This is a genomic window from Pseudomonas sp. MH9.3 (genome assembly GCF_034354675.1).
GTDB lineage: Bacteria > Pseudomonadota > Gammaproteobacteria > Pseudomonadales > Pseudomonadaceae > Aquipseudomonas.
In genome coordinates this window covers 3,407,264-3,426,494 of sequence record NZ_CP133785.1, presented here as the reverse complement: position 1 = coordinate 3,426,494, position 19,231 = coordinate 3,407,264, and the positions used below count along the sequence as shown (strand labels likewise).

19 protein-coding genes and 1 other RNA gene are annotated in these 19,231 nt (G+C 62.1%); 11 read left to right on the top strand and 9 right to left on the bottom strand.

All coding sequences use genetic code 11. The annotated features are described in order from the left end of the window. The first annotated feature begins 134 nt into the window (after window positions 1–134). Genes RHM60_RS15195 through RHM60_RS15185 form a run of 3 tightly spaced genes read left to right on the top strand, consistent with a single transcriptional unit; the run spans window position 135 to window position 4,614 of the window. Window positions 135–2,117 carry an acyltransferase family protein gene (locus RHM60_RS15195; protein WP_322212151.1) on the top strand — a complete coding sequence of 661 codons (1,983 nt, stop codon included), beginning with the start codon at window positions 135–137 and terminating at the stop codon, window positions 2,115–2,117. Window positions 2,118–2,176: 59 nt separating this feature from the next. After that, window positions 2,177–3,643 (top strand): 4-hydroxy-3-polyprenylbenzoate decarboxylase, encoded by a 1,467-nt coding sequence (gene ubiD / locus RHM60_RS15190; RefSeq protein WP_209986213.1) that lies wholly within the window; start codon window positions 2,177–2,179, stop codon window positions 3,641–3,643. After that, a complete protein-coding gene (locus RHM60_RS15185; RefSeq protein ID WP_209986211.1) occupies window positions 3,643–4,614 on the top strand; it encodes a CDP-6-deoxy-delta-3,4-glucoseen reductase in 972 nt (323 codons plus the stop codon). The genes ubiD and RHM60_RS15185 overlap by 1 nt, the downstream gene beginning before the upstream one ends. 87 nt (window positions 4,615–4,701) lie before the next feature. On the opposite strand, the gene RHM60_RS15180 is transcribed toward RHM60_RS15185, so the two are convergent. After that, the gene (locus RHM60_RS15180; RefSeq protein ID WP_322212150.1) at window positions 4,702–5,184 is read right to left on the bottom strand and encodes a sn-glycerol-3-phosphate transporter; all 483 of its coding nucleotides are present in this window, start codon (window positions 5,182–5,184) and stop codon (window positions 4,702–4,704) included. 221 nt (window positions 5,185–5,405) lie between these two features. Between RHM60_RS15180 and RHM60_RS15175 the strand changes: the two genes are divergently transcribed. Continuing rightward, window positions 5,406–6,059, top strand: a complete 654-nt coding sequence (locus RHM60_RS15175; protein WP_003234823.1) for a gamma-glutamylcyclotransferase — start codon at window positions 5,406–5,408, stop codon at window positions 6,057–6,059. On the opposite strand, the gene glpT is transcribed toward RHM60_RS15175, so the two are convergent. Both glpT and RHM60_RS15165 read right to left on the bottom strand, forming a co-directional pair. Then, complete coding sequence (gene glpT / locus RHM60_RS15170; protein WP_209986205.1) at window positions 6,056–7,393, bottom strand: glycerol-3-phosphate transporter; 1,338 nt, start codon at window positions 7,391–7,393, stop codon at window positions 6,056–6,058. The genes RHM60_RS15175 and glpT overlap by 4 nt on opposite strands. A gap of 245 nt (window positions 7,394–7,638) precedes the next feature. Then, window positions 7,639–8,616: an NADPH:quinone oxidoreductase family protein gene (locus tag RHM60_RS15165; protein WP_322212149.1), complete on the bottom strand. Its 978-nt coding sequence runs from the start codon at window positions 8,614–8,616 to the stop codon at window positions 7,639–7,641. 150 nt (window positions 8,617–8,766) lie between these two features. On the opposite strand from RHM60_RS15165, the gene RHM60_RS15160 reads away from it, so the two are divergent. Beyond that, a complete protein-coding gene (locus tag RHM60_RS15160; RefSeq protein ID WP_209986201.1) occupies window positions 8,767–9,174 on the top strand; it encodes a flagellar basal body-associated protein FliL in 408 nt (135 codons plus the stop codon). Here the strand turns inward: RHM60_RS15160 and RHM60_RS15155 are convergent. Both RHM60_RS15155 and RHM60_RS15150 read right to left on the bottom strand, forming a co-directional pair. Continuing rightward, window positions 9,164–11,155 carry an acyltransferase family protein gene (locus RHM60_RS15155; protein WP_322212148.1) on the bottom strand — a complete coding sequence of 664 codons (1,992 nt, stop codon included), beginning with the start codon at window positions 11,153–11,155 and terminating at the stop codon, window positions 9,164–9,166. The genes RHM60_RS15160 and RHM60_RS15155 overlap by 11 nt on opposite strands. Before the next feature lie 102 nt (window positions 11,156–11,257). Then, entirely contained in the window at window positions 11,258–11,707 is a 450-nt protein-coding gene (locus tag RHM60_RS15150) for an EVE domain-containing protein (RefSeq protein WP_322212147.1), read from the bottom strand. Window positions 11,708–11,901: 194 nt separating this feature from the next. On the opposite strand from RHM60_RS15150, the gene RHM60_RS15145 reads away from it, so the two are divergent. Then, window positions 11,902–12,048, top strand: a complete 147-nt coding sequence (locus RHM60_RS15145; RefSeq protein WP_163001020.1) for a hypothetical protein — start codon at window positions 11,902–11,904, stop codon at window positions 12,046–12,048. A 7-nt stretch (window positions 12,049–12,055) separates the two neighbouring features. Here the strand turns inward: RHM60_RS15145 and RHM60_RS15140 are convergent, their stop codons facing one another. From RHM60_RS15140 to RHM60_RS15125, 4 genes are all read right to left on the bottom strand, one after another. After that, the gene (locus tag RHM60_RS15140; protein ID WP_322214626.1) at window positions 12,056–12,685 is read right to left on the bottom strand and encodes a 5-formyltetrahydrofolate cyclo-ligase; all 630 of its coding nucleotides are present in this window, start codon (window positions 12,683–12,685) and stop codon (window positions 12,056–12,058) included. Window positions 12,686–12,743: 58 nt separating this feature from the next. Further along, window positions 12,744–12,922: non-coding RNA, 6S RNA (ssrS, locus tag RHM60_RS15135), on the bottom strand. Window positions 12,923–12,952: 30 nt separating this feature from the next. Then, the gene (locus RHM60_RS15130; RefSeq protein WP_003234809.1) at window positions 12,953–13,270 is read right to left on the bottom strand and encodes a cell division protein ZapA; all 318 of its coding nucleotides are present in this window, start codon (window positions 13,268–13,270) and stop codon (window positions 12,953–12,955) included. Continuing rightward, complete coding sequence (locus RHM60_RS15125; protein ID WP_003177365.1) at window positions 13,267–13,476, bottom strand: TIGR02449 family protein; 210 nt, start codon at window positions 13,474–13,476, stop codon at window positions 13,267–13,269. Before RHM60_RS15125 ends, RHM60_RS15130 begins: the two co-directional genes overlap by 4 nt. Before the next feature lie 138 nt (window positions 13,477–13,614). Here RHM60_RS15125 and RHM60_RS15120 point away from each other — a divergent pair, with 138 nt between their 5' ends. From RHM60_RS15120 to RHM60_RS15100, 5 genes are all read left to right on the top strand, one after another. Then, on the top strand, window positions 13,615–14,172 hold the full coding sequence (locus tag RHM60_RS15120; RefSeq protein ID WP_057006429.1) for a YecA family protein: 558 nt from the start codon (window positions 13,615–13,617) through the stop codon (window positions 14,170–14,172). Window positions 14,173–14,191: 19 nt separating this feature from the next. Beyond that, window positions 14,192–15,514, top strand: coding sequence for a Xaa-Pro aminopeptidase (gene pepP / locus RHM60_RS15115; RefSeq protein ID WP_209986189.1), 1,323 nt, complete (start codon window positions 14,192–14,194; stop codon window positions 15,512–15,514). Then, window positions 15,511–16,698: a 2-octaprenyl-6-methoxyphenyl hydroxylase gene (gene ubiH, locus RHM60_RS15110; protein WP_322212146.1), complete on the top strand. Its 1,188-nt coding sequence runs from the start codon at window positions 15,511–15,513 to the stop codon at window positions 16,696–16,698. The genes pepP and ubiH overlap by 4 nt, the downstream gene beginning before the upstream one ends. 99 nt (window positions 16,699–16,797) lie before the next feature. Then, on the top strand, window positions 16,798–18,015 hold the full coding sequence (locus RHM60_RS15105) for a 2-octaprenyl-3-methyl-6-methoxy-1,4-benzoquinol hydroxylase (RefSeq protein ID WP_322214624.1): 1,218 nt from the start codon (window positions 16,798–16,800) through the stop codon (window positions 18,013–18,015). Between the two features lie 95 nt (window positions 18,016–18,110). Then, the gene (locus RHM60_RS15100) at window positions 18,111–19,115 is read left to right on the top strand and encodes an extracellular solute-binding protein (RefSeq protein WP_322212145.1); all 1,005 of its coding nucleotides are present in this window, start codon (window positions 18,111–18,113) and stop codon (window positions 19,113–19,115) included. Window positions 19,116–19,231: the final 116 nt, after the last annotated feature.

Here is a 19,231-nt window from a genome sequence, read left to right as displayed (position 1 = left end):
GAGAATGGCGCCCTTTGGGGCGCCATTTTTTTGTGTCACAAATGAGCGGTTCGCGGCATACGTGTCAGTTGAGACACAAAAAAACACGAGTGCGTCTACGCTCATCCCCATTCGTATCTGGCTGACATTGATTTATGACTGTTCTTGCTTACCGAAGAGACATTGATGGCCTGCGTGCTATCGCGGTTCTGGCTGTTGTGTTGTTTCACTTTGGCGTGCCGGGCGTCACCGGCGGCTTTGTTGGCGTTGATGTGTTCTTCGTGATTTCGGGTTTCCTGATCACCTCGATCATATGGCGCGAACGCCAGGCCGGGCGCTTCAGTTTTGTGGAGTTCTGGGCGCGGCGTGCCCGGCGCATTCTGCCGGCGCTGTTCGTGATGATCGTGGCGACGCTGGTGGCGGGCTGGTTCCTGCTGGCGCCCAAAGACTATGAGGAGCTGGGGCGGGCGGCGCACTATCAGGTGATCTTCACCTCCAACCTGCTGTTTGCGCGCCAGCACGGCTATTTCGAGGCGGCGTCCGACATCAAGCCGCTGCTGCACACCTGGTCGCTGGCGGTCGAAGAACAGTTCTATATCCTCTTTCCCTTGCTACTGACCCTGCTTTCAAGCCGCTTGAAGCACTGGCGCCTGGCCCTGTTCGGCGTGCTGCTGGTGTCGTTCGGCATGAGCGTCTGGGCGGTGGAGCATGAACCGCAAAAAGCTTTCTTCCTGTTGCATTTGCGCGCCTGGGAATTGCTCGCCGGCGCCATGCTGGCGGTGCTGCCCGCGCGTGAGTGGCGCGCCTCACCGGCCCTGGCCCAGTGGGTCAGCCTGGGGGCGATGGGGTTGATCTTGATTGCCGTATTCGGCTTCGATTCACAGACAGCCTTCCCCGGCGCCGCCGCTCTGCTGCCGGTGCTTGGCGTGGTCGGACTGATCTGGGCCAACGGGCAGCAATACACCTGGGTGGGCCGCCTGCTGAGCTCGAAGGTGATGGTGGGCCTGGGGCTTATCTCGTACTCCTGGTACCTCTGGCACTGGCCGGTATTCGTGTACGCCAACTACGCGGCGGTCGATGGCTTGAGCGCCACGGAACTGGGCGCTCTGATGCTGCTGAGCCTGGTGTTGGGCTATCTGTCCTGGCGCTTTGTGGAAACCCCCTTCAGGGAGAAGCGTCTGCTGGCAACACGCAAGGCGATTCTCGTTGCGGCAGCGGTTGGCATCCTGTCCATCGGCCTCACGGGCGTGGCGCTGCGCAAGGCCGATGGGGTGCCGTCGCGCTTGTCCGAGCAGGCGCTGCGGTATGCCCAGGCGAAGAAGTGGAGCCCCGAGTTGATGGCCTGCATGGCAGACAAGGACACGCCCGATGAGCGCCTGTTCTGTCACTTCGGTCCGAAAAATCCGGCGGTGTCTGCGTTGGTGTGGGGCGACAGCCATGCCACTGCTTTGATCCCGGCGCTCGAAATCGGCGCGAAGAAGCACGACATCAGCTTGATGGAGGCCAGTTTCGCCGGTTGTGTGCCGCTGGATGGCCTGGAAAACATTGCCCGCTGCGCGCATTTCAATCGACGCGTCGAGAAAGCCATGAGCGAACGGCCGATCAGCGATGTGGTGCTGGCGGCACGCTGGAGCCTGTATCTGTATGGGCAGATGTCCGGTGACAAGGAGCATGCGCTCAAAGACCCGAGCACCGGCCAGTACGTACGCGCGGTAGCTGAACAACGCTTCGCCGACGGCATGCGCGCGCGCATCAAGGGCCTGCGTGCAGCGGGGCACCGTGTATGGCTGGTCAAGGAGGTGCCGCTGCAGGAAATCATCGTGCCGTATCGCCTCAGCCGCCTGGCCATGATGCACCGGCCGGTGGACCGTGAAGGACTGACGATCGCCAAGCACCTGGCGCGCGAGGCATTCATCGCCAACCTGTTCGACGAATTGGCCGCCGCCGACAGCGGTGTAAGGGTGCTGGACCCGGCGCCACAGCTGTGTGGCACCGATGGCCTGTGCCGGGTCGAACTCAATGGGCGCGCGCTGTACACCGACGATAATCACCTGTCCGACGTGGGCGCGCGGCACATCGAGGCGTTCCTGGAGCCCTTGTTCAGTTCGCTCCAATCACGGGGGCTGACGGCCAATTAAGCTGCCAGCCGTCCTCAGAGCAGGTAGGATGTAAGCCTATTTTACGGGTGGCAGGGTTAATGAAATTCAAGGATCTTCGGGATTTCGTGCAGCAACTTGAGCAGCGCGGAGAGTTGAAACGCATCCAGATGCCGATTTCCCCGGTGCTGGAAATGACTGAGATTTGCGACCGCACCTTGCGCAGCAAGGGCCCGGCGCTGCTGTTCGAGAACCCGACCGGCTTTGATATCCCGGTGCTCGGCAACCTGTTCGGCACACCCGAGCGCGTGGCCTTTGGCATGGGCGCCGAGTCCGTGAGCGAGCTGCGCGAGATCGGCAAGCTGCTGGCCTTCCTCAAGGAGCCCGAGCCGCCCAAGGGTTTGAAGGATGCCTGGTCGAAGCTGCCGATCTTTCGCAAGATCATTGCCATGGCGCCCAAGGTGGTCAAGGACGCGGTGTGCCAGGAAGTGGTCATCGAAGGCGATGACGTGGACCTGGCCATGCTCCCTGTGCAGACCTGCTGGCCCGGTGACGTCGGCCCGCTGATCACCTGGGGGCTGACCGTCACCAAAGGCCCGAACAAGGATCGCCAGAACCTCGGCATTTACCGTCAGCAAGTGATCGGCCGCAACAAGGTGATCATGCGCTGGCTGAGCCACCGTGGCGGCGCCCTTGATTTCCGCGAGTGGTGCGAAAAGCATCCCGGGCAGCCGTTCCCGGTCTCCGTGGCGCTGGGTGCCGACCCGGCCACGATCCTGGGTGCCGTGACCCCGGTGCCCGACAGCCTCTCCGAATACGCGTTCGCCGGCCTGTTGCGGGGTAACCGCACCGAGCTGGTGAAATGCCGTGGCAACGACCTGCAAGTGCCGGCCACTGCCGAAATCATCCTTGAAGGCGTGATTCATCCGGGCGAAATGGCCGATGAAGGCCCCTACGGCGACCACACCGGCTACTACAACGAAGTCGACAGCTTCCCGGTGTTTACCGTGGAGCGCATCACCCATCGCATCAAGCCGATCTATCACAGCACCTACACCGGCCGCCCGCCCGATGAGCCAGCCATTCTCGGCGTGGCGCTCAACGAAGTGTTCGTGCCGATTCTGCAAAAGCAGTTCCCGGAAATCACCGACTTCTATCTGCCGCCCGAAGGCTGTTCGTACCGGATGGCCATCGTGACCATGAAGAAGTCGTACCCGGGCCATGCCAAGCGGGTAATGCTGGGTGTGTGGTCGTTTTTGCGACAGTTCATGTACACCAAGTTCGTTATCGTCACCGACGACGACATCAATGCCCGCGACTGGAATGACGTGATCTGGGCCATCACCACGCGCATGGACCCCAAGCGCGACACGGTGATGATCGATAACACGCCGATCGACTACCTTGACTTCGCCTCGCCGGTGTCGGGTCTGGGTTCGAAAATGGGCCTGGATGCCACGCATAAATGGCCGGGCGAAACCACCCGCGAGTGGGGCAGGGTGATCGTCAAGGATGAAGCTGTCACGGCACGTGTCGATGCGATCTGGAAAGAATTGGGAATAGATTGATGCGTGTAACCCTGCAACCTTCCGGCGCTGTATTGGAGCTTGTCCCCGGCGAGCGAATCCTCGAAGGCGCACGCCGCCTGGGCTACGAATGCCCCCAGGCGTGTCGCAATGGCGTGTGCCATGTGTGCGTGGCGCTGCTGGTGGAAGGGCGCGTGCAACAAAATGGCGAGGTGCTCGACCATGGTGAGTTCTACACCTGCATCGCCGAGCCGCTGGAAGATTGCATTGTGTTGTGGGATGGCGTGCTGGCGCCGGGAGAGTTGCCGTTGCGCAAATTGGCGTGCCAATTGAGTGAATGCGTCGAGGTCGGTGGCGATGTATGGCGCGTGCGCCTGCTTGCACCGGCCGGCAAGGCGGTGCGTTACCACGCCGGGCAGTACCTGATGATCGAGCGGGACAATGGCGAGAAAAAGTCGGCGTTTTCCCTGGCGTCGGCGCCCCATTCCGGGCGCGAGCTGGAACTGCATGTGCTGGTGCGCGAGGACAGCGCCCGCGACTTGCTCGAACAATTGCAGCGAGACCGGATGGCCCGCGTCGAATTGCCGTTTGGCGATACGCACCTGGCCGAGCTGCCGGACGGTCCGCTGGTGCTGATCGCCGCCGGCACCGGTATGGCACAGATGAACAGCCTGATCGAGCACTGCCGCGCGTCGGGCTTCAAACACCCGGTGCACCTGTACTGGGGTGTGCGGCGCCCGGAAGACTTCTACGAAATCGAACACTGGGACCAGTGGCTGCAATTGCCCAACCTGTTTCTGCACAAGGTGGTCAGCGACCTGTGCGGCTGGGAAGGGCGCTGCGGATTGCTGCATGAAGCCGTGTGCGAAGACATCACCGACCTTACGGCGGTGCACGTCTACGCCAGCGGTTCACCCGCCATGATCTACGGCACCCTTGATGCGCTGGTCGAAGCAGGCATGGACGCCCACCAGATGCGCGCTGACGTGTTCGCCTACGCCCCACGCCCCTGAGGCTTGGCAGCGTGGACAATGTTCGAGACGCACCGCGTGCCGCTCGCCACATAACCCCTATGCACGGCGGTGAGCCGGGTCTCGGACCTAGAATCGCACGCCCGTGGTCAGCATCACTGCATTGAACCCGAGCAACACCACCTCCGCCGCCACCGGCCCGTAATACGTGCCCACCGACGGGATAACCACCGGCGCCACGCCAAGCCGGTTCAGTGGGATCTTGTCGCGGTATTTACCGCGATAGCCCTGGATCGCCCCGCCCGTGATCTTCAGGTAGACGGGGTAATTCGCCATGTCATAGCGCTGGCCTGCGTAGGCGTAGTACGAACGCTGGCCGAACGAGTTGCGAAACGTCGCCCCGCCATACACAAAACCTGAGGCCTCATTGCGTTCCAGGCCGATCAGATTCTGTTTGTTGTTGTGGTCAGGGTCGGGCGAAAAGTGCCGGGTATACACGCTGGTCTGCGCATACCAGAAGCCTTTGTCGTCTTCGGCCGCTGGCACTTCTGCAGCGAAAGCGGTGGTGGCCTGGGCCAGAAACAGCAGGCCTGGCAGTCGGATCTTTTTCATGGAGGCGACCTCGGTAGTCAGTGTGAGGAGCGGACAACGGGCCGTAACGCGTGCGCCATTCTGGCGCCGGGACGCGTTACAAGGCTGAACCGGGGCTGAAAGTAGCGGAAGTGCCGGGCTCAATCCTGACCAAAGGTGGGCCATGCGCTTACAGCGCTGCGTTCTATTGCGGTAAAGTCCCTCACAACTGGTAATACACAGGAGGCGCACCGCTTTTCGCCATGACCGCCATAGAAACCGATCTTCTGCAATTGGCTTACCCTCCGCGACTCGATCTGGGGCCGCAACTCACTCACGAACAATTGATGAGCTCGATGCAGGCCACCATGGCGCGGCACAAGGGTGGGCCGGTGTGGCTGTTTGCTTACGGTTCGTTAATCTGGCGCCCTGAATGTTCGTCGACCGAACGCGTGCGGGCACGGGTGCATGGCTATCATCGCGGGCTGTACCTGTGGTCCCACGAGCACCGGGGTACGCCGGAGTTGCCGGGGCTGGTATTCGGGCTTGATCGCGGCGGCTCGTGCAGCGGGTTCGCCTATCGCTTGCCGGAAGATCAACTGGAGGCGTCGCTTTACGCCTTGTGGCAGCGCGAGATGCCTTACCCCTCCTACAAGCCGCACTGGCTCAGCTGCCGTCTGGAAGATGGCAGTCAGGTTCAGGCGCTGGGATTTGTCTTGGAGCGACACTTGCCCAGCTATGCCGGCAACTTGCCCGATATCGTGCTCAATCACGTACTGCAGAGCGCTTGCGGGCGTTACGGCACCACTCGCGATTATGTCGAGCAGACCGTCAACGCCCTGCGCAGCCACGCCATGCCAGATAAAAACCTGGAGGCGCGGCTCAAGCGTTGTATCAAGGATTGCGCGGCGGATTAACGCGCCGAGCTGACACTGTTGGTGTGCCACAGGGTCGGGATCAGGAACGCAATCGCCAGCAGGCACGCGCCGATCAGCAACACAAAGCCACCGTCCCAGCCGAAATGGTCCACGGTGTAGCCCATGGCGGCACTTGCGGCCACCGAACCACCCAGGTAACCGAACAGACCGGTGAAGCCTGCAGCGGTGCCGGCGGCCTTTTTCGGCGCCAGTTCCAGCGCCTGCAGGCCGATCAGCATCACCGGGCCGTAGATCAGGAAGCCGATCGACACCAGGGCGATCATATCGACAGTCGGGTTGCCCGGTGGGTTGAGCCAGTACACCAGAGTCGCCACGGTCACCAGGGCCATGAACACAATGCCGGTCAGGCCACGGTTGCCGCGGAAGATCTTGTCCGACATCCAGCCGCACAGCAGCGTGCCCGGAATACCTGCCCACTCGTAGAAGAAGTAGGCCCACGATGACTTGTCGACGGTAAAGTGTTTGGCTTCCTTGAGGTACGTTGGCGCCCAATCCAGCACGCCGTAGCGCAGCAGGTAAACGAAGACGTTGGCAAGCGCGATGTACCACAGCATTTTGTTGCGCAGCACATACTTGACGAAGATTTCCTTGGCGCTGAATTCTTCTTCGTGGCTGGCATCGTAGCCTTCCGGGTAATCGTTCTTGTATTGCTCGATGGGCGGCAGGCCCACCGATTGCGGCGTGTCACGCATGGTGATGAAGGCAAACGCCGCCACCAGCAACGCCACGGTCGCCGGCACGTAGAAGGCTGCATGCCAGTCGTTGAACCAGGCCATGCCCAGCAGGAACAGCGGACCGATCAGGCCGCCACCGACGTTGTGCGCCACGTTCCACACCGACACCACGCCGCCGCGCTCTTTCTGCGACCACCAGTGCACCATGGTCCGCCCGCTTGGCGGCCAGCCCATGCCCTGGGCCCAGCCATTGATGAACAGCAGGATGAACATCATGGTCACGCTGGACGTTGCCCAAGGTGCGAAACCGAAAATGAACATCACACCCGCCGACACCAGCAGGCCGAAGGGCAGGAAGTAGCGCGGGTTGGAGCGGTCGGACACCAGGCCCATGAGGAACTTGGACAGGCCGTAGGCAATCGCGATCGCCGACATCGCCAGGCCCAGTTGACCACGGGTATAACCCTCGTCGATCAGGTAGGGCATGGCCAGGGAGAAGTTTTTGCGCAGCAGGTAGTAACCGGCGTAACCGATGAAAATACCGGCGAAGATCTGCCAGCGCAGTCGTCGATAGGTACTGTCGATCTTTTCTTCAGGCAGGGGCGCCTGGTGCGCGGCAGGACGAAAGAAAGCAAACATTCAAGAGCTCCAGATTTCTTGTTTTGACTGCGGATGCGAATGTTACAGTTTCGTTACCGAAAATAGCGCCGCCTCTCATGGGCAAACACAAGAAATCCGAACACGTCGTAAATGGATAAGTGCGAGTCGTGATTGCGCGCCAGGGCACATCAGCGCTGCAGATGTGGGCGAGGGCTTGCTCCCGATAGCGGTGGGTCAGCAATCGGGAGCGAGCCCCTTCCCGCAGTGATTGCATTTCACTGCATTCAGCGAGTTTGGACGACCACTTTGCCGACAGCCTTGCGCTGCCCCAGGTCGTTGATCGCCTGGGCCGCCTGATCCAGCGGATACATTTTCGACACCAGCGGTTTCAACCGGCCTTCGCCATACCAGGTGAACAACTGCTGAAAGTTCGCCGCATTGTCCTGCGGCTGACGCTGCGCGAAAGAGCCCCAGAACACGCCGACCACCGCCGCCCCCTTGAGCAGTGCCAGATTCACCGGCAGTTCGGGAATGCGTCCGCTGGCAAAACCGACCACCAGCAAGCGGCCGTTCCAGGCAATGGCGCGGATGGCCTGGTCAAACAGGTCGCCACCCACTGGGTCGTAGATCACATCGGCGCCATTGCCGTCGGTCAGGCGCTTGACCTCGTCCTTGAGGCTGGCGTCGCTGTAGTTGATCAGTTCATCGGCGCCGGCCGCCTTGGCCACGGCGAGTTTGTCGGCGCTGCTGGCGGCGGCGATCACCCGCGCGCCCATGGCCTTGCCGATTTCCACGGCGGCCAGGCCCACGCCCCCGGAAGCGCCGAGTACCAGCAGAGTCTCGCCGGGTTGCAGGTTGGCCCGTTGCTTGAGCGCGTGCATCGAGGTGCCGTAAGTCATGCTGAAGGCGGCGGCGATGTTGAAGTCCATGCTCGGCGGGATCGGCAGTACGTTGTAGCCGGGAACGGCGACCTGTTCGGCAAAGCTGCCCCAGCCCGTCAGAGCCATCACGCGGTCGCCGACTTTCAGGTGGCTGACTTTTTCGCCGACTGCGCTGACCACCCCGGCCGCTTCGCCGCCCGGTGAGAACGGGAAGGGCGGCTTGAACTGGTACTTGCCCTCGATAATAAGAGTGTCCGGGAAATTCACCCCGGCCGCGTGCACGTCCAGCAGCACTTCGTTCTTTTTGAACGCCGGGCTTTCGATATCTTCCAGCACCAGGGTTTCGGCGGGGCCGAAGGCTTTGCACAGCACAGCTTTCATCGGACTATTCCTTTTGGCGTCTTGGCCGATAAGTGTAGGAGGGAACGCCCGTGGGTCAACGAGCATGCCCGGGCCTGATGAGTCGCCATAAGCTTGTGCTCTGCCTCGCTGGCGTTATGCTGCTTGGCAACCAAATGTGAGGAATGAATTGTGAAAGCGTGGATCCTGTTGATGCTGGCCCTGACCTTGCCGATGGCGGCTCAGGCTGAAGAGGCCAAGGAAGGTGAGGCGCCGAAGGTCAGTTATATCAGCCTGACCCCGCCGTTCGTGGGCAACTATGGCCTCGATGGCACGGCGAAACTCAAGGTGTTCAAAGCCGATATTGCCCTGCGTGTCACCGGTACCGAAGCGGCTGCGGCGGTCAAGGCCAATGACCCGCTGATCCGTAATCAGTTGGTGGCGCTGTTTACCCAACAGACCAACGAAGCCATGAGCACCGTCGAAGGCAAGGAAAAACTGCGTCAGGAAGCTCTGAAGCAAACCCAGCAGGTCATGAACGATGAGACCGGCAAGCCGATGGTGGAAGACCTGTTGTTCAACAACCTGATCATTCAGTAACCGGCGGCACCTCCCATATCTTCAGCAAGGCTGCGGTAAACGCGGGCTCCAGTACGCGGTTGCCATGGCCACTGAGGTGGTTGGAGTCGAAGAACAACGGTTTGGCGTTTTCCTCGTAGGCCGAACAGGTGGCACCGGGGCATAACAGCGGCAACGGATCCCAGGTATGCAAGGCCGGATAACGCGTCTCCAGTTGTCGCAGCAATTGCATCTGCGGCGCGCGCAGCCGCTCAAGCTGATTGCGCTCCATCGTCAGGCCCGGCTCGCACACCGGGTTCATGCGATTGAACCAGTCCGCGCAACGATTGGGCGCGGCCTTGAACACAGGTTTGGGGGCGTCGATCAGGATGTTGAGCTGCGCCGCCTGCAGGCGTTGCAATAATCGCTCGGCATCGGTTCGCGCCGCTTCCATGTTCTTGTCAGTCAGTTCTTTCAAGGCTTCATCGATTATCGCTGACTCACCTTCGCGCCACGGGCGGGCGGTGAGTTCAGGCATGCGCAGGGAGGCCAGGAACACCACGTCACCCGGCTTGGCGCGGGCCTCGATCTGCTTGAGCTGGGCTTCGCGCGACGGGGCGCAGCGCACGGGGTCCGGCCCGATCAAGCTGGCGACAGCGCAACCCCCTTGTTCATATTCCACCACCGTCACCCCGAGCTTGAGCGAGATCAACTTCAACAAGGTGCGGTAGGCCGCCGTATGCGAGTCCCCCATGACGAACAGCTGGCGTCCCTGCACACGCGGGTCATCGAGGGTTTCAAAGTCTTCCTGTGGATAATGTTTGTAGGCATACCAGGTGTAACTGTCGCGGGTCTGGCTGAGTGACAGGGTCGATGCGTTCGTCGATACCCACTGCGCCCCCAGCCACAGCAGCCCGGTGACGCCCGCAACACTGGCAATCGCAGGCCATGCCTGGCGTTGCACCACGGAGCGGCCGGTGCGAATCGGCATCTCGATCCAGTGGTAGGACGCTGCCGCGAGGGCGAGTACCAGCACCGGGTAAAGCAGTTGCACCGCAAGCAGCTCGAGCCCGGTGGTCCAGCGCAGGAACACCGCGACCGGCCAATGCCACAGGTACAGCGAATACGACAGTCGGCCGAGGTAGGTCACCACCCGGTTTTGCAGCAGGCGTTGCAGCGCACCGGGTGGTTGATCGGCTTGCAGCACGATTCCGGCGAGCATCGAGAGCGCGCCCGCCACGCTGACCATCGCCCAGGGGAACGGGAATTGGCCGGGGTTGGCGAACAGCAAACCGACGATGACCAAACCCAGACCGGCGGCCAACATGGCAGGAGCCCATCGGTTGAAGCGCGGCACCGTGCCGATGAGCTGGAACAGCAGCGCTCCCGAAGCCAGTTCCCAAAAGCGCCCGGGCAGCAGGTAGAACGCCGACAGCGGCGCGGCGTTGACCTGATAGGCCCCGACGATCAACGAAGCAGCGGCCATCAACGGCAGCACGGCCCACACGATCGCAACGCGTTGCCGGTAGCGTAACCAGATAAAAAACAATGCCGGAAAGATCAGGTAGAACTGCTCTTCAACCCCCAGCGACCAGGTGTGCAGGTAAGGGTTGAGTTCGGCAGTGGGGGAGAAATAGGTGTCGGTATTCCAGGCCAGCACGAAGTTGCTCAGGCCAAAGAACGCCGCGAGGCCCGTACGGTCGATCAGTTCGCTGAGCCAGAACTGCGGCGTGAACATCGCCGACAGCATGAAGCTCACAGAGAGTACCGCCAGCAACGCCGGCATGATGCGCAGCAGGCGGCGACGGTAGAAGTCTTTCAGGTACGCGCCCAGAGTCAGGTCACGGCGCTCCCACAGGGATTGGCTGATCACATAGCCTGAGATGACGAAAAACAGGTCGACGCCGGTGAATCCGCCGGGCAGCAGGTCGAGAAAATCCAGGTGGAAAATGATCACGCTGAGCACGGCTATGGCGCGCATGCCGTCGATGGCGGGTAGGTAAGCACAGGTGGAACGCGTCACGGGATCTTCCTTCCTGGACAACGGGGTCGACGATTCTGCCAAACCCTGTGGTCCGCCGCGACTAGCCGTTCGGACAGGTATGCGTCCAGGTGTTGCGTGCGCTCAGCGCAGCGCCAACACGGTTGCCCATTGCTCAGCCGTGACCGGCATCACCGACAAACGGCTGCCTTTTTGCACCAGTGGCAACTCGGCGAGCGCGGCTTGCTGTTTCAGGTAACCCAGGCCCAGCACCTTGGGAAACGTCTGCACATGCGCCACATCGATCGCACTCCACGGATTTTTATCGGCGCAGGCCTTGGCGTCGAAGTAGTGGCTTTCTGGCTCCAGCGCGGTCGGGTCCGGGTAGGCGGCCTTGATGATTTTGCCGATGCCGGCAATGCCGGGCTCTGGGCAGCTGGAATGGTAAAAAAAGAATTCATCGCCCACGGCCATGGCGCGCAGAAAGTTGCGCGCCTGGTAATTACGCACTCCGTCCCAGCGGGCTTCGCCGAGCTTTTGCAGGCCGTCGATGGAGAGTTCGTCGGGCTCGGATTTCATCAACCAGTAGGCCATTGTCGGGTTCCTGAAAAAGGCGTTGGGCGAGCTGTCGGGCAATTCCATGACAAACCGACAGTCGGTTGGCGCCAAGGTTTGCGTGTTGGTTCACGTTACCGCAGAATGCCGGCTTTTAAGCTTGACGCAGCTGCAACGGACTACTTTGGAACGTTGTTGTCATCGTGTACGAGATGCCTGAAGGGGGGCAATCGATGCAACGTAAACCGGATTTACTATGGATTTTGGTGATTTTATTTGGTCTGGGCGTCGTGACCACCGGGTATGCGCAAAGCTTGTGGACAAACAAGACCGATGCGCCGGCTCAGCTCTCTCCCGTGCAGCAACAGTACAAGCGTTAACCCCGCTTCAAGGCGCCGCTGATTCCAGTGGCGCTCCTGCGATATACCATTGCCTGTCAGTGACGGTGCCTGCCAACGGCACATCCCAACTGGCCTGCGCCAGACGATCAACCTTCTGACATTCATGGGCCAGGCCCAGCAGCGTAGGCTTGCGCCAGTGCCTGCGGCGGGCGAGGTAGGCCAGGCTGCGGTCATAGAATCCGCCACCCATGCCCAGGCGTCCGCCAACATCATCGAACCCCACCAGCGGCAGCAGCACCAGGTCCAGCGCCCACACCTTGCGCTGGCGGCGGGCATTCACCCGCGGCTCCAGAATGCGAAAGCGGTTGGGCCGTAATGCCTCCCCAGGACGCACGCGCTGGAACACCATCTTGGTTCGCGGCCAGGCGCTCAGCACCGGCAGGTAGGTGGCCTTGCCCCGGCGCTGGGCCGCACGCAGCAGCAGGCGCGGATCGATTTCGCCGTCCGTCGGCAGATACAGGGAAATATGTTTGGCCCGGCGAAACAGCGGGTGCTGTGCCAGTTGCCGATACAGGCCCAGGGCGGCCTGGCGCTGCTCGCTCGGCGTGAGGGCGTGACGGGCCTTGCGCAACATGCGTCGAAGTTGCGGACGGGAAAGCGGCGCAGGTTCGGTCATGGGTATTCGGCTCATAAAACAATGCCAGTCCGAAGACTGGCATTGAGTTTGGGAATTCAGGCTCCCCGACAGAACCGCTGTCGACTAAGCCCTTGAACCCGAAAGTTCAAGGTGGAAGAAGCAGTAGGCTTTAAGGCTTTCCGTCTAGCGGACATGCACACCAGCCCAACGTGCAACTTCCAGGGTAGTGCGAATCGGCTCCGGGACATCGCCGACTGGCAAGCACGCCAGGGAGTGGGGCGAGTATACCTTAAACAGACTTGGCAATCAGCCCTTGGCTGCGTCCGAATCGCTGGACAGCGCCAGATCGACGCGGTCGAGCAGGTCGCGCACCTGCTCGCGGGTCGAGCCGCTGGCCTGTACATCGGGGCGTTCCTGCTTGTGCAGCAGGTCGTGGGTGATGTTCAGCGCGGCCATCACGGCGATGCGGTCGGCGCCGATCACTTTGCCGCTGCTGCGGATTTCACGCATCTTGCCGTCCAGGTAGCGGGCAGCGCTCACCAGGTTGTTGCGTTCTTCCTGGGGGCAGATGATCGAATATTCTTTGTCGAGGATCTGCACGGTAACGCTATTGCTTGAACTCATGAGTCTTGCTCCAGGGCCTTCAGGCGCGAAATCATCGATTCGACCTTACGCCGGGCGATTTCGTTTTTTTCAATGAGGTGAGCGCGTTCCTCGCGCCAGGTTTTTTCCTGAGCTAGTAGGAGTCCGTTTTGACTCTTAAGTTGCTCGACCCGATCAATTAGCAATTCGAGTCTGGCCATCAGCGCTTGCAGGTCGGTGTCTTCCATTGGGTTCCACTGGATTTGTCTGATGAATGGCAACTGCAGGATAAACGATCTGACGCCCTCGATAGTCTTGGTACGTCTGCCGGTGCTAGGATACAGCGCTCCATTCTAGACATTGCGCCGTCTGGCGCCTAGCTCACCATGCCTATTCAGAACTCCCCGTACGATGCCTTTTCCAAACTGCTGAGCACCAGCGGCCACCCCTGCTCGCCTGCCGAACTGCACGGCGTGCTGTTGGGCCGCAGTTGCACCGGTGTCGGCTTCGATGCCGACAACTGGCTGGCCGATGTGGCCGAGCTGCTGGAGACCGAACCCACCGATAACGTACGCAACGCGTTGATCGGCCTGCAAGAGATGGTCAAAGGCGAGCTGACCGGCGATGACGTCACCGTCGTCCTGCTGCTGCCTTCCGACGACGCACCGCTGGCCGACCGCGCCGCTGCGCTGGGCCAGTGGTGCCAGGGCTTCCTCCACGGTTTCGGCGTGAACGCCGGCGGCCTGGAGCTGAGCACCGACGCCAGGGAAGTGCTGCAGGACCTCGCCGCCATCTCCCAGGTGCAAGATGCCCTGGAAGAATCCGAAGACGGCGAAGGCGATTACATGGAGGTCATGGAATACCTGCGCGTGGCGCCGCTGCTGCTGTTCACCGAGACCAAAAAGTCCGCTGAGCCCGCTGCACCCAAGCCGTCGTTGCACTAAAAAGGAAGCCCCTCTGCCCATGATCCATATCCCCAAAGCGGAATACACCCGGCGCCGCAAGGCGCTCATGGCGCAGATGGAACCCAACAGCATCGCGATTCTGCCGGCCGCTGCGGTGGCCATTCGTAATCGTGATGTCGAGCATGTCTACCGCCAGGACAGCGATTTCCAGTACCTGAGCGGCTTCCCTGAACCGCAGGCGGTGATCGTGCTGATGCCCGGTCGCCAGCACGGCGAGTACGTGCTGTTCTGCCGCGAGCGCAACGCCGAGCGCGAACTGTGGGACGGCCTGCGCGCCGGCACCGAAGGCGCGATCCGCGACTTTGGCGCCGACGACGCTTTCCCCATCACCGATATCGACGACATCCTGCCCGGCCTGATCGAAGGCCGCGACCGGGTGTATTCGGCCATGGGCAGCAATGCCGAGTTCGACCGCCATGTGATGGAGTGGATCAACGTGATCCGTTCCAAAGCCCACCTGGGCGCCCAGCCGCCCAAAGAGTTCGTGGCCCTGGATCATCTGTTGCACGACATGCGTCTGTACAAGTCGGCGGCAGAGCTCAGGGTGATGCGCGAGGCCGCGCGCATTTCCTGCGCGGCCCATGTGCGGGCGATGCAGGCCAGTCGCGCCGGTCTGCATGAGTTCAGCCTCGAAGCCGAGCTGGATTACGTGTTTCGCCAGGGTGGGGCGAAAATGCCGGCCTATGGCTCCATCGTTGCCGCCGGGCGCAACAGCTGCATCCTGCATTACCAGCAGAATGACGCGCTGCTCAAGGACGGCGATCTGGTGCTGATCGACGCCGGTTGCGAGATCGACTGCTACGCCAGCGACATCACGCGCACCTGGCCGGTCAACGGCAGGTTCTCGGCCGAGCAAAAGGCGATCTATGAGATCGTGCTGGCGTCCCAGGAAGCCGCCTTTGCCGAGATCGCGCCGAACAAACATTGGAACCAGGCCCACGAGGCGACCGTGCGCGTGATCACCGCCGGGCTGGTGAGCCTCGGGCTGCTGCAGGGCGATGTCGACGAGTTGATCGCCAGCGAAGCCTACCGCGCGTTTTACATGCACCGCGCCGGCCACTGGCTGGGCATGGACGTGCACGATGTCGGTGAATACCGGGTCGGTGGCGAGTGGCGTGTGCTGGAAGTGGGCATGGTATTGACCGTGGAGCCGGGTATCTATATTTCCCCGGATAATCAGAACGTGGCAAAGAAATGGCGTGGCATTGGCGTGCGCATCGAGGACGACGTGGTAGTGACCAAGAAGGGCTGTGAAATCCTGACCGGCGGCGTGCCCAAGACCGTGGCCGAAATCGAAGCGCTGATGGCGGCTGCGCGATGAGCCGGGTCAACCTGGCGATTGTCGGCGGCGGTCTGGTGGGCGCGAGCCTGGCGCTGGCATTGCAGGCCGGCGCCAAGGCGCGGGGCTGGAAGATCATGCTGATCGAACCCTTCGCCCCGGGCGATAGCTACCAGCCAAGCTACGATGCGAGGTCCTCGGCGCTGTCATTCGGCGCGCGGCAGATCTATCAGCGGCTGGGCGTCTGGCAGGACATTTCCCGCCGCGCCGAGCCGATCAAGCAGATTCACGTGTCTGACCGTGGCCGTTTCTCCACCGCGCGCCTGTCCGCTCTGGAGGAAGGCGTGCCGGCCCTGGGCTATGTGGTGGAAAACGCCTGGCTCGGCCAATGCCTGTGGCAGAGCCTTGATAAAGACGTGGTGAGCTGGCGCTGCCCGGCGGAAGTCACGCGTCTGGAGCCGTTGCCGGACGGCTATCGCCTGACCCTCAACGATGAAACGGTGCTGTCTTGCGACCTTGCGGTGCTGGCCGATGGTGGCCGTTCCAGCTTGCGTGAACAGCTCGGCATCGGCGTCAGAACCCGGCCGTATAACCAGAGCGCGCTGATCGCCAATGTGACCCCGAGCGAAGCCCACAACGGCGAGGCTTTCGAGCGTTTTACCGATGACGGCCCGATGGCCTTGCTGCCGCTGCCGGACAACCGCTGCGCGCTGATCTGGACCCGCATCGGCATGGATGCCCAGCGCCTGGTCGACCTCGATGAGCGCAGCTTCCTCAGCGAACTGCAGAGCGTGTTCGGCTACCGCCTGGGCACGTTCAAGCAAGTCGGCGCGCGTCATTTGTACCCGCTGACTCTGGTGGAGGCTGAAGAACAAGTGCGCTCGCACCTGGCGATCCTTGGCAATGCGGCCCATAGCCTGCATCCGATTGCCGGGCAGGGCTTCAACCTGTCCCTGCGCGATACGGATGCCCTGGCCGAAGCCCTGCTGGCCGGTCCGCAAGTGCCGGGCGACCTCGCGACCTTGCAGGCTTATCGCGACCGTCAGCGCGGCGATCAGCAACTGACCGTGGGCTTCTCCGACCAGGTGACGCGCCTGTTTGGCAGCGGCCAGCCGTTGGTGGCATTGGGCCGTAACCTCGGCCTGCTGGGCCTGGACCTGTTGCCGCCGGCCAAGCGCTGGTTCGCCCGTCAGGCCATGGGCCTGGGCACGCGCTCAGATGTGTGAGTGAATTCTTTATCGACGATGCCTTGCTTGATCAGGTGCGTCGGCAAAACCCTTTACGTGCGGCGCAGGCCGCCAGCGAGGCAGGTTTAAAGCATGGACATGCGCGCAGATGTGCTGATTGTCGGGGCCGGAATGGTCGGAAGCGCCCTGGCGCTGGCGTTGCAGGGCAGTGGCCTGCAGGTGCTGCTGCTCGATGGCAGCCCGCTGAGCGTCAAGCCGTTTGACCCAGACGCAGCGTTCGAGCCGCGGGTGAGCGCCTTGTCGGCCGCCAGCCAGCGCATCCTCGAACGGCTTGGCGTGTGGGATGGCATCGTGGCGCGCCGCGCCAGCCCATATGGCGAAATGCAGGTGTGGGACGGCAGCGGCACCGGGCAGATCCACTTTTCAGCGGCCAGTGTGCACGCCGACGTGCTCGGGCATATCGTTGAAAACCGTGTGGTGCAGGACGCCTTGCTCGATCGCCTGCACGACTGCGACCTGGGCTTGCTGGCCAATGCACGCCTGGAGCAGATGCGTCGTTCCGGCGACGATTGGCTGCTGACCCTGGCAGATGGCCGCAAGCTGCGTACGCCATTGGTGGTGGCCGCCGATGGCGCCAACTCCGCCGTGCGCCGCCTGACCGGCACCGCCACCCGCGAATGGGATTACCTGCACAACGCCATCGTCACCAGCGTGCGCAGTAGCCAGCCGCACCAGCGTACGGCGTGGCAGCGCTTCACCGATACCGGCCCGCTGGCATTTCTGCCGCTGGAGCGGGACGGGCAGCAGGAATGGTGTTCGATTGTGTGGTCGACCACGCCAGCTGAGTCCGAACGCTTGACGGCGCTGGATGATGAACGCTTCTGCCGTGAGCTGGAGCGCGCATTCGAAGGGCGGCTGGGAACGGTGGTCAGCGCCGAGCCGCGCGTCTGCGTGCCTTTGCGCCAGCGTCATGCCAAGCGCTACGTGGCCGAAGGCCTGGCACTGATCGGCGATGCGGCCCACGCGATTCATCCGCTGGCGGGGCAGGGCGTTAACCTGGGGTTGCTCGATGCTGCGGTGCTGGCCGAGGTGCTGCGGGCGGCGAGCGAGCGCGGTGAACGCCTGGCCGAGGTGAAAGTCCTGAGCCGCTACGAGCGTCGGCGCATGCCGCACAACCTGGCGTTGATGGCGGCGATGGAAGGCTTCGAGCGCCTGTTCCAGGCCGATCAACTGCCGTTGCGCTGGTTGCGTAATACCGGGTTGAAGGTGGTCAATCGGATGCCTGAAGCCAAGGCTGTGTTCGTTCGCCAGGCGTTGGGGCTGACCGGGGATCTGCCGGAGTTGGCGAAACCCTGACACTGCCGTGCAACATCTGGTAACGCCTCCACCAAGCGTTACCAAATGTGAGTCCTTATCATTTGCCCTCTTTTTGCAAATGAGCGACCGCCCCCATGTCGGCACCCAAGCGCCTCCTGACTGCCCTGGCACTCACCCTGATCGGCTGCAGCAGCGCCCAGGCAGCCGACGAGGTCGTGGTCTACTCCTCGCGCATCGACGAACTGATCAAACCGGTGTTCGACGCCTACACCCAAAAGACCGGCGTGCAGGTGAAGTTCATCACCGACAAGGAAGCGCCGCTGATGCAGCGCATCAAGGCCGAGGGCGAAAACGCTACCGCCGACCTGCTGCTCACCGTCGACGCCGGCAACCTCTGGCAGGCCGAGCACATGGGCATCCTGCAACCGTTCACCTCGGCGGTCATCAACAAGAACATCCCGTTGCAATATCGCTCATCCGCTCACGCCTGGACCGGCTTGAGCCTGCGCGCGCGTACCATCGCCTATTCCACCGACCGGGTGAAACCGGGCGAACTGACCACCTACGAAGCCCTCGCCGACAAACAATGGGAAGGCCGCCTGTGTCTGCGCACGGCGAAGAAGGTCTATAACCAATCGCTGACCGCCACCCTGATCGAAACCCACGGCGCGGCCAGGACCGAGGAAATCGTCAAGGGCTGGGTCAACAACCTGTCCACCGACGTGTTTTCCGACGACATTGCGGTCCTGGAGGCGATCAACGCCGGGCAATGCGACGTGGGCATCGTCAACACCTACTACTACGGTCGCCTGCACAAGCAGAAGCCGGAGTTGGCGGTGAAGCTGTTCTGGCCGAACCAGGGCGACCGTGGCGTGCACGTCAACCTGTCGGGCATCGGCCTGACCAGGCACGCGCCGCACCCGGACGCCGCCAAGGCGCTGGTGGAGTGGATGACCACGCCTGAGGCGCAGAAGATTTTTGCGGATGTGAACCAGGAGTTCCCGGCCAACCCGGCGGTGCCGCCTTCTGCCGAAGTGGCGACCTGGGGCAAGTTCGTGGCCGATACCTTGCCGGTGGAAGTAGCGGGCAAGCGTCAGGCTGAGGCGATTCGCCTGATGGATCGCGCTGGCTGGAACTGAACGTGTAAAACGCCGCAGATCAAAATGTGGGAGGGGCTTGCTCCCGATAGCAGTGGATCAGTTACTGATGAGTAGACTGACAACCCGCTATCGGGAGCAAGCCCCCTCCCACACTG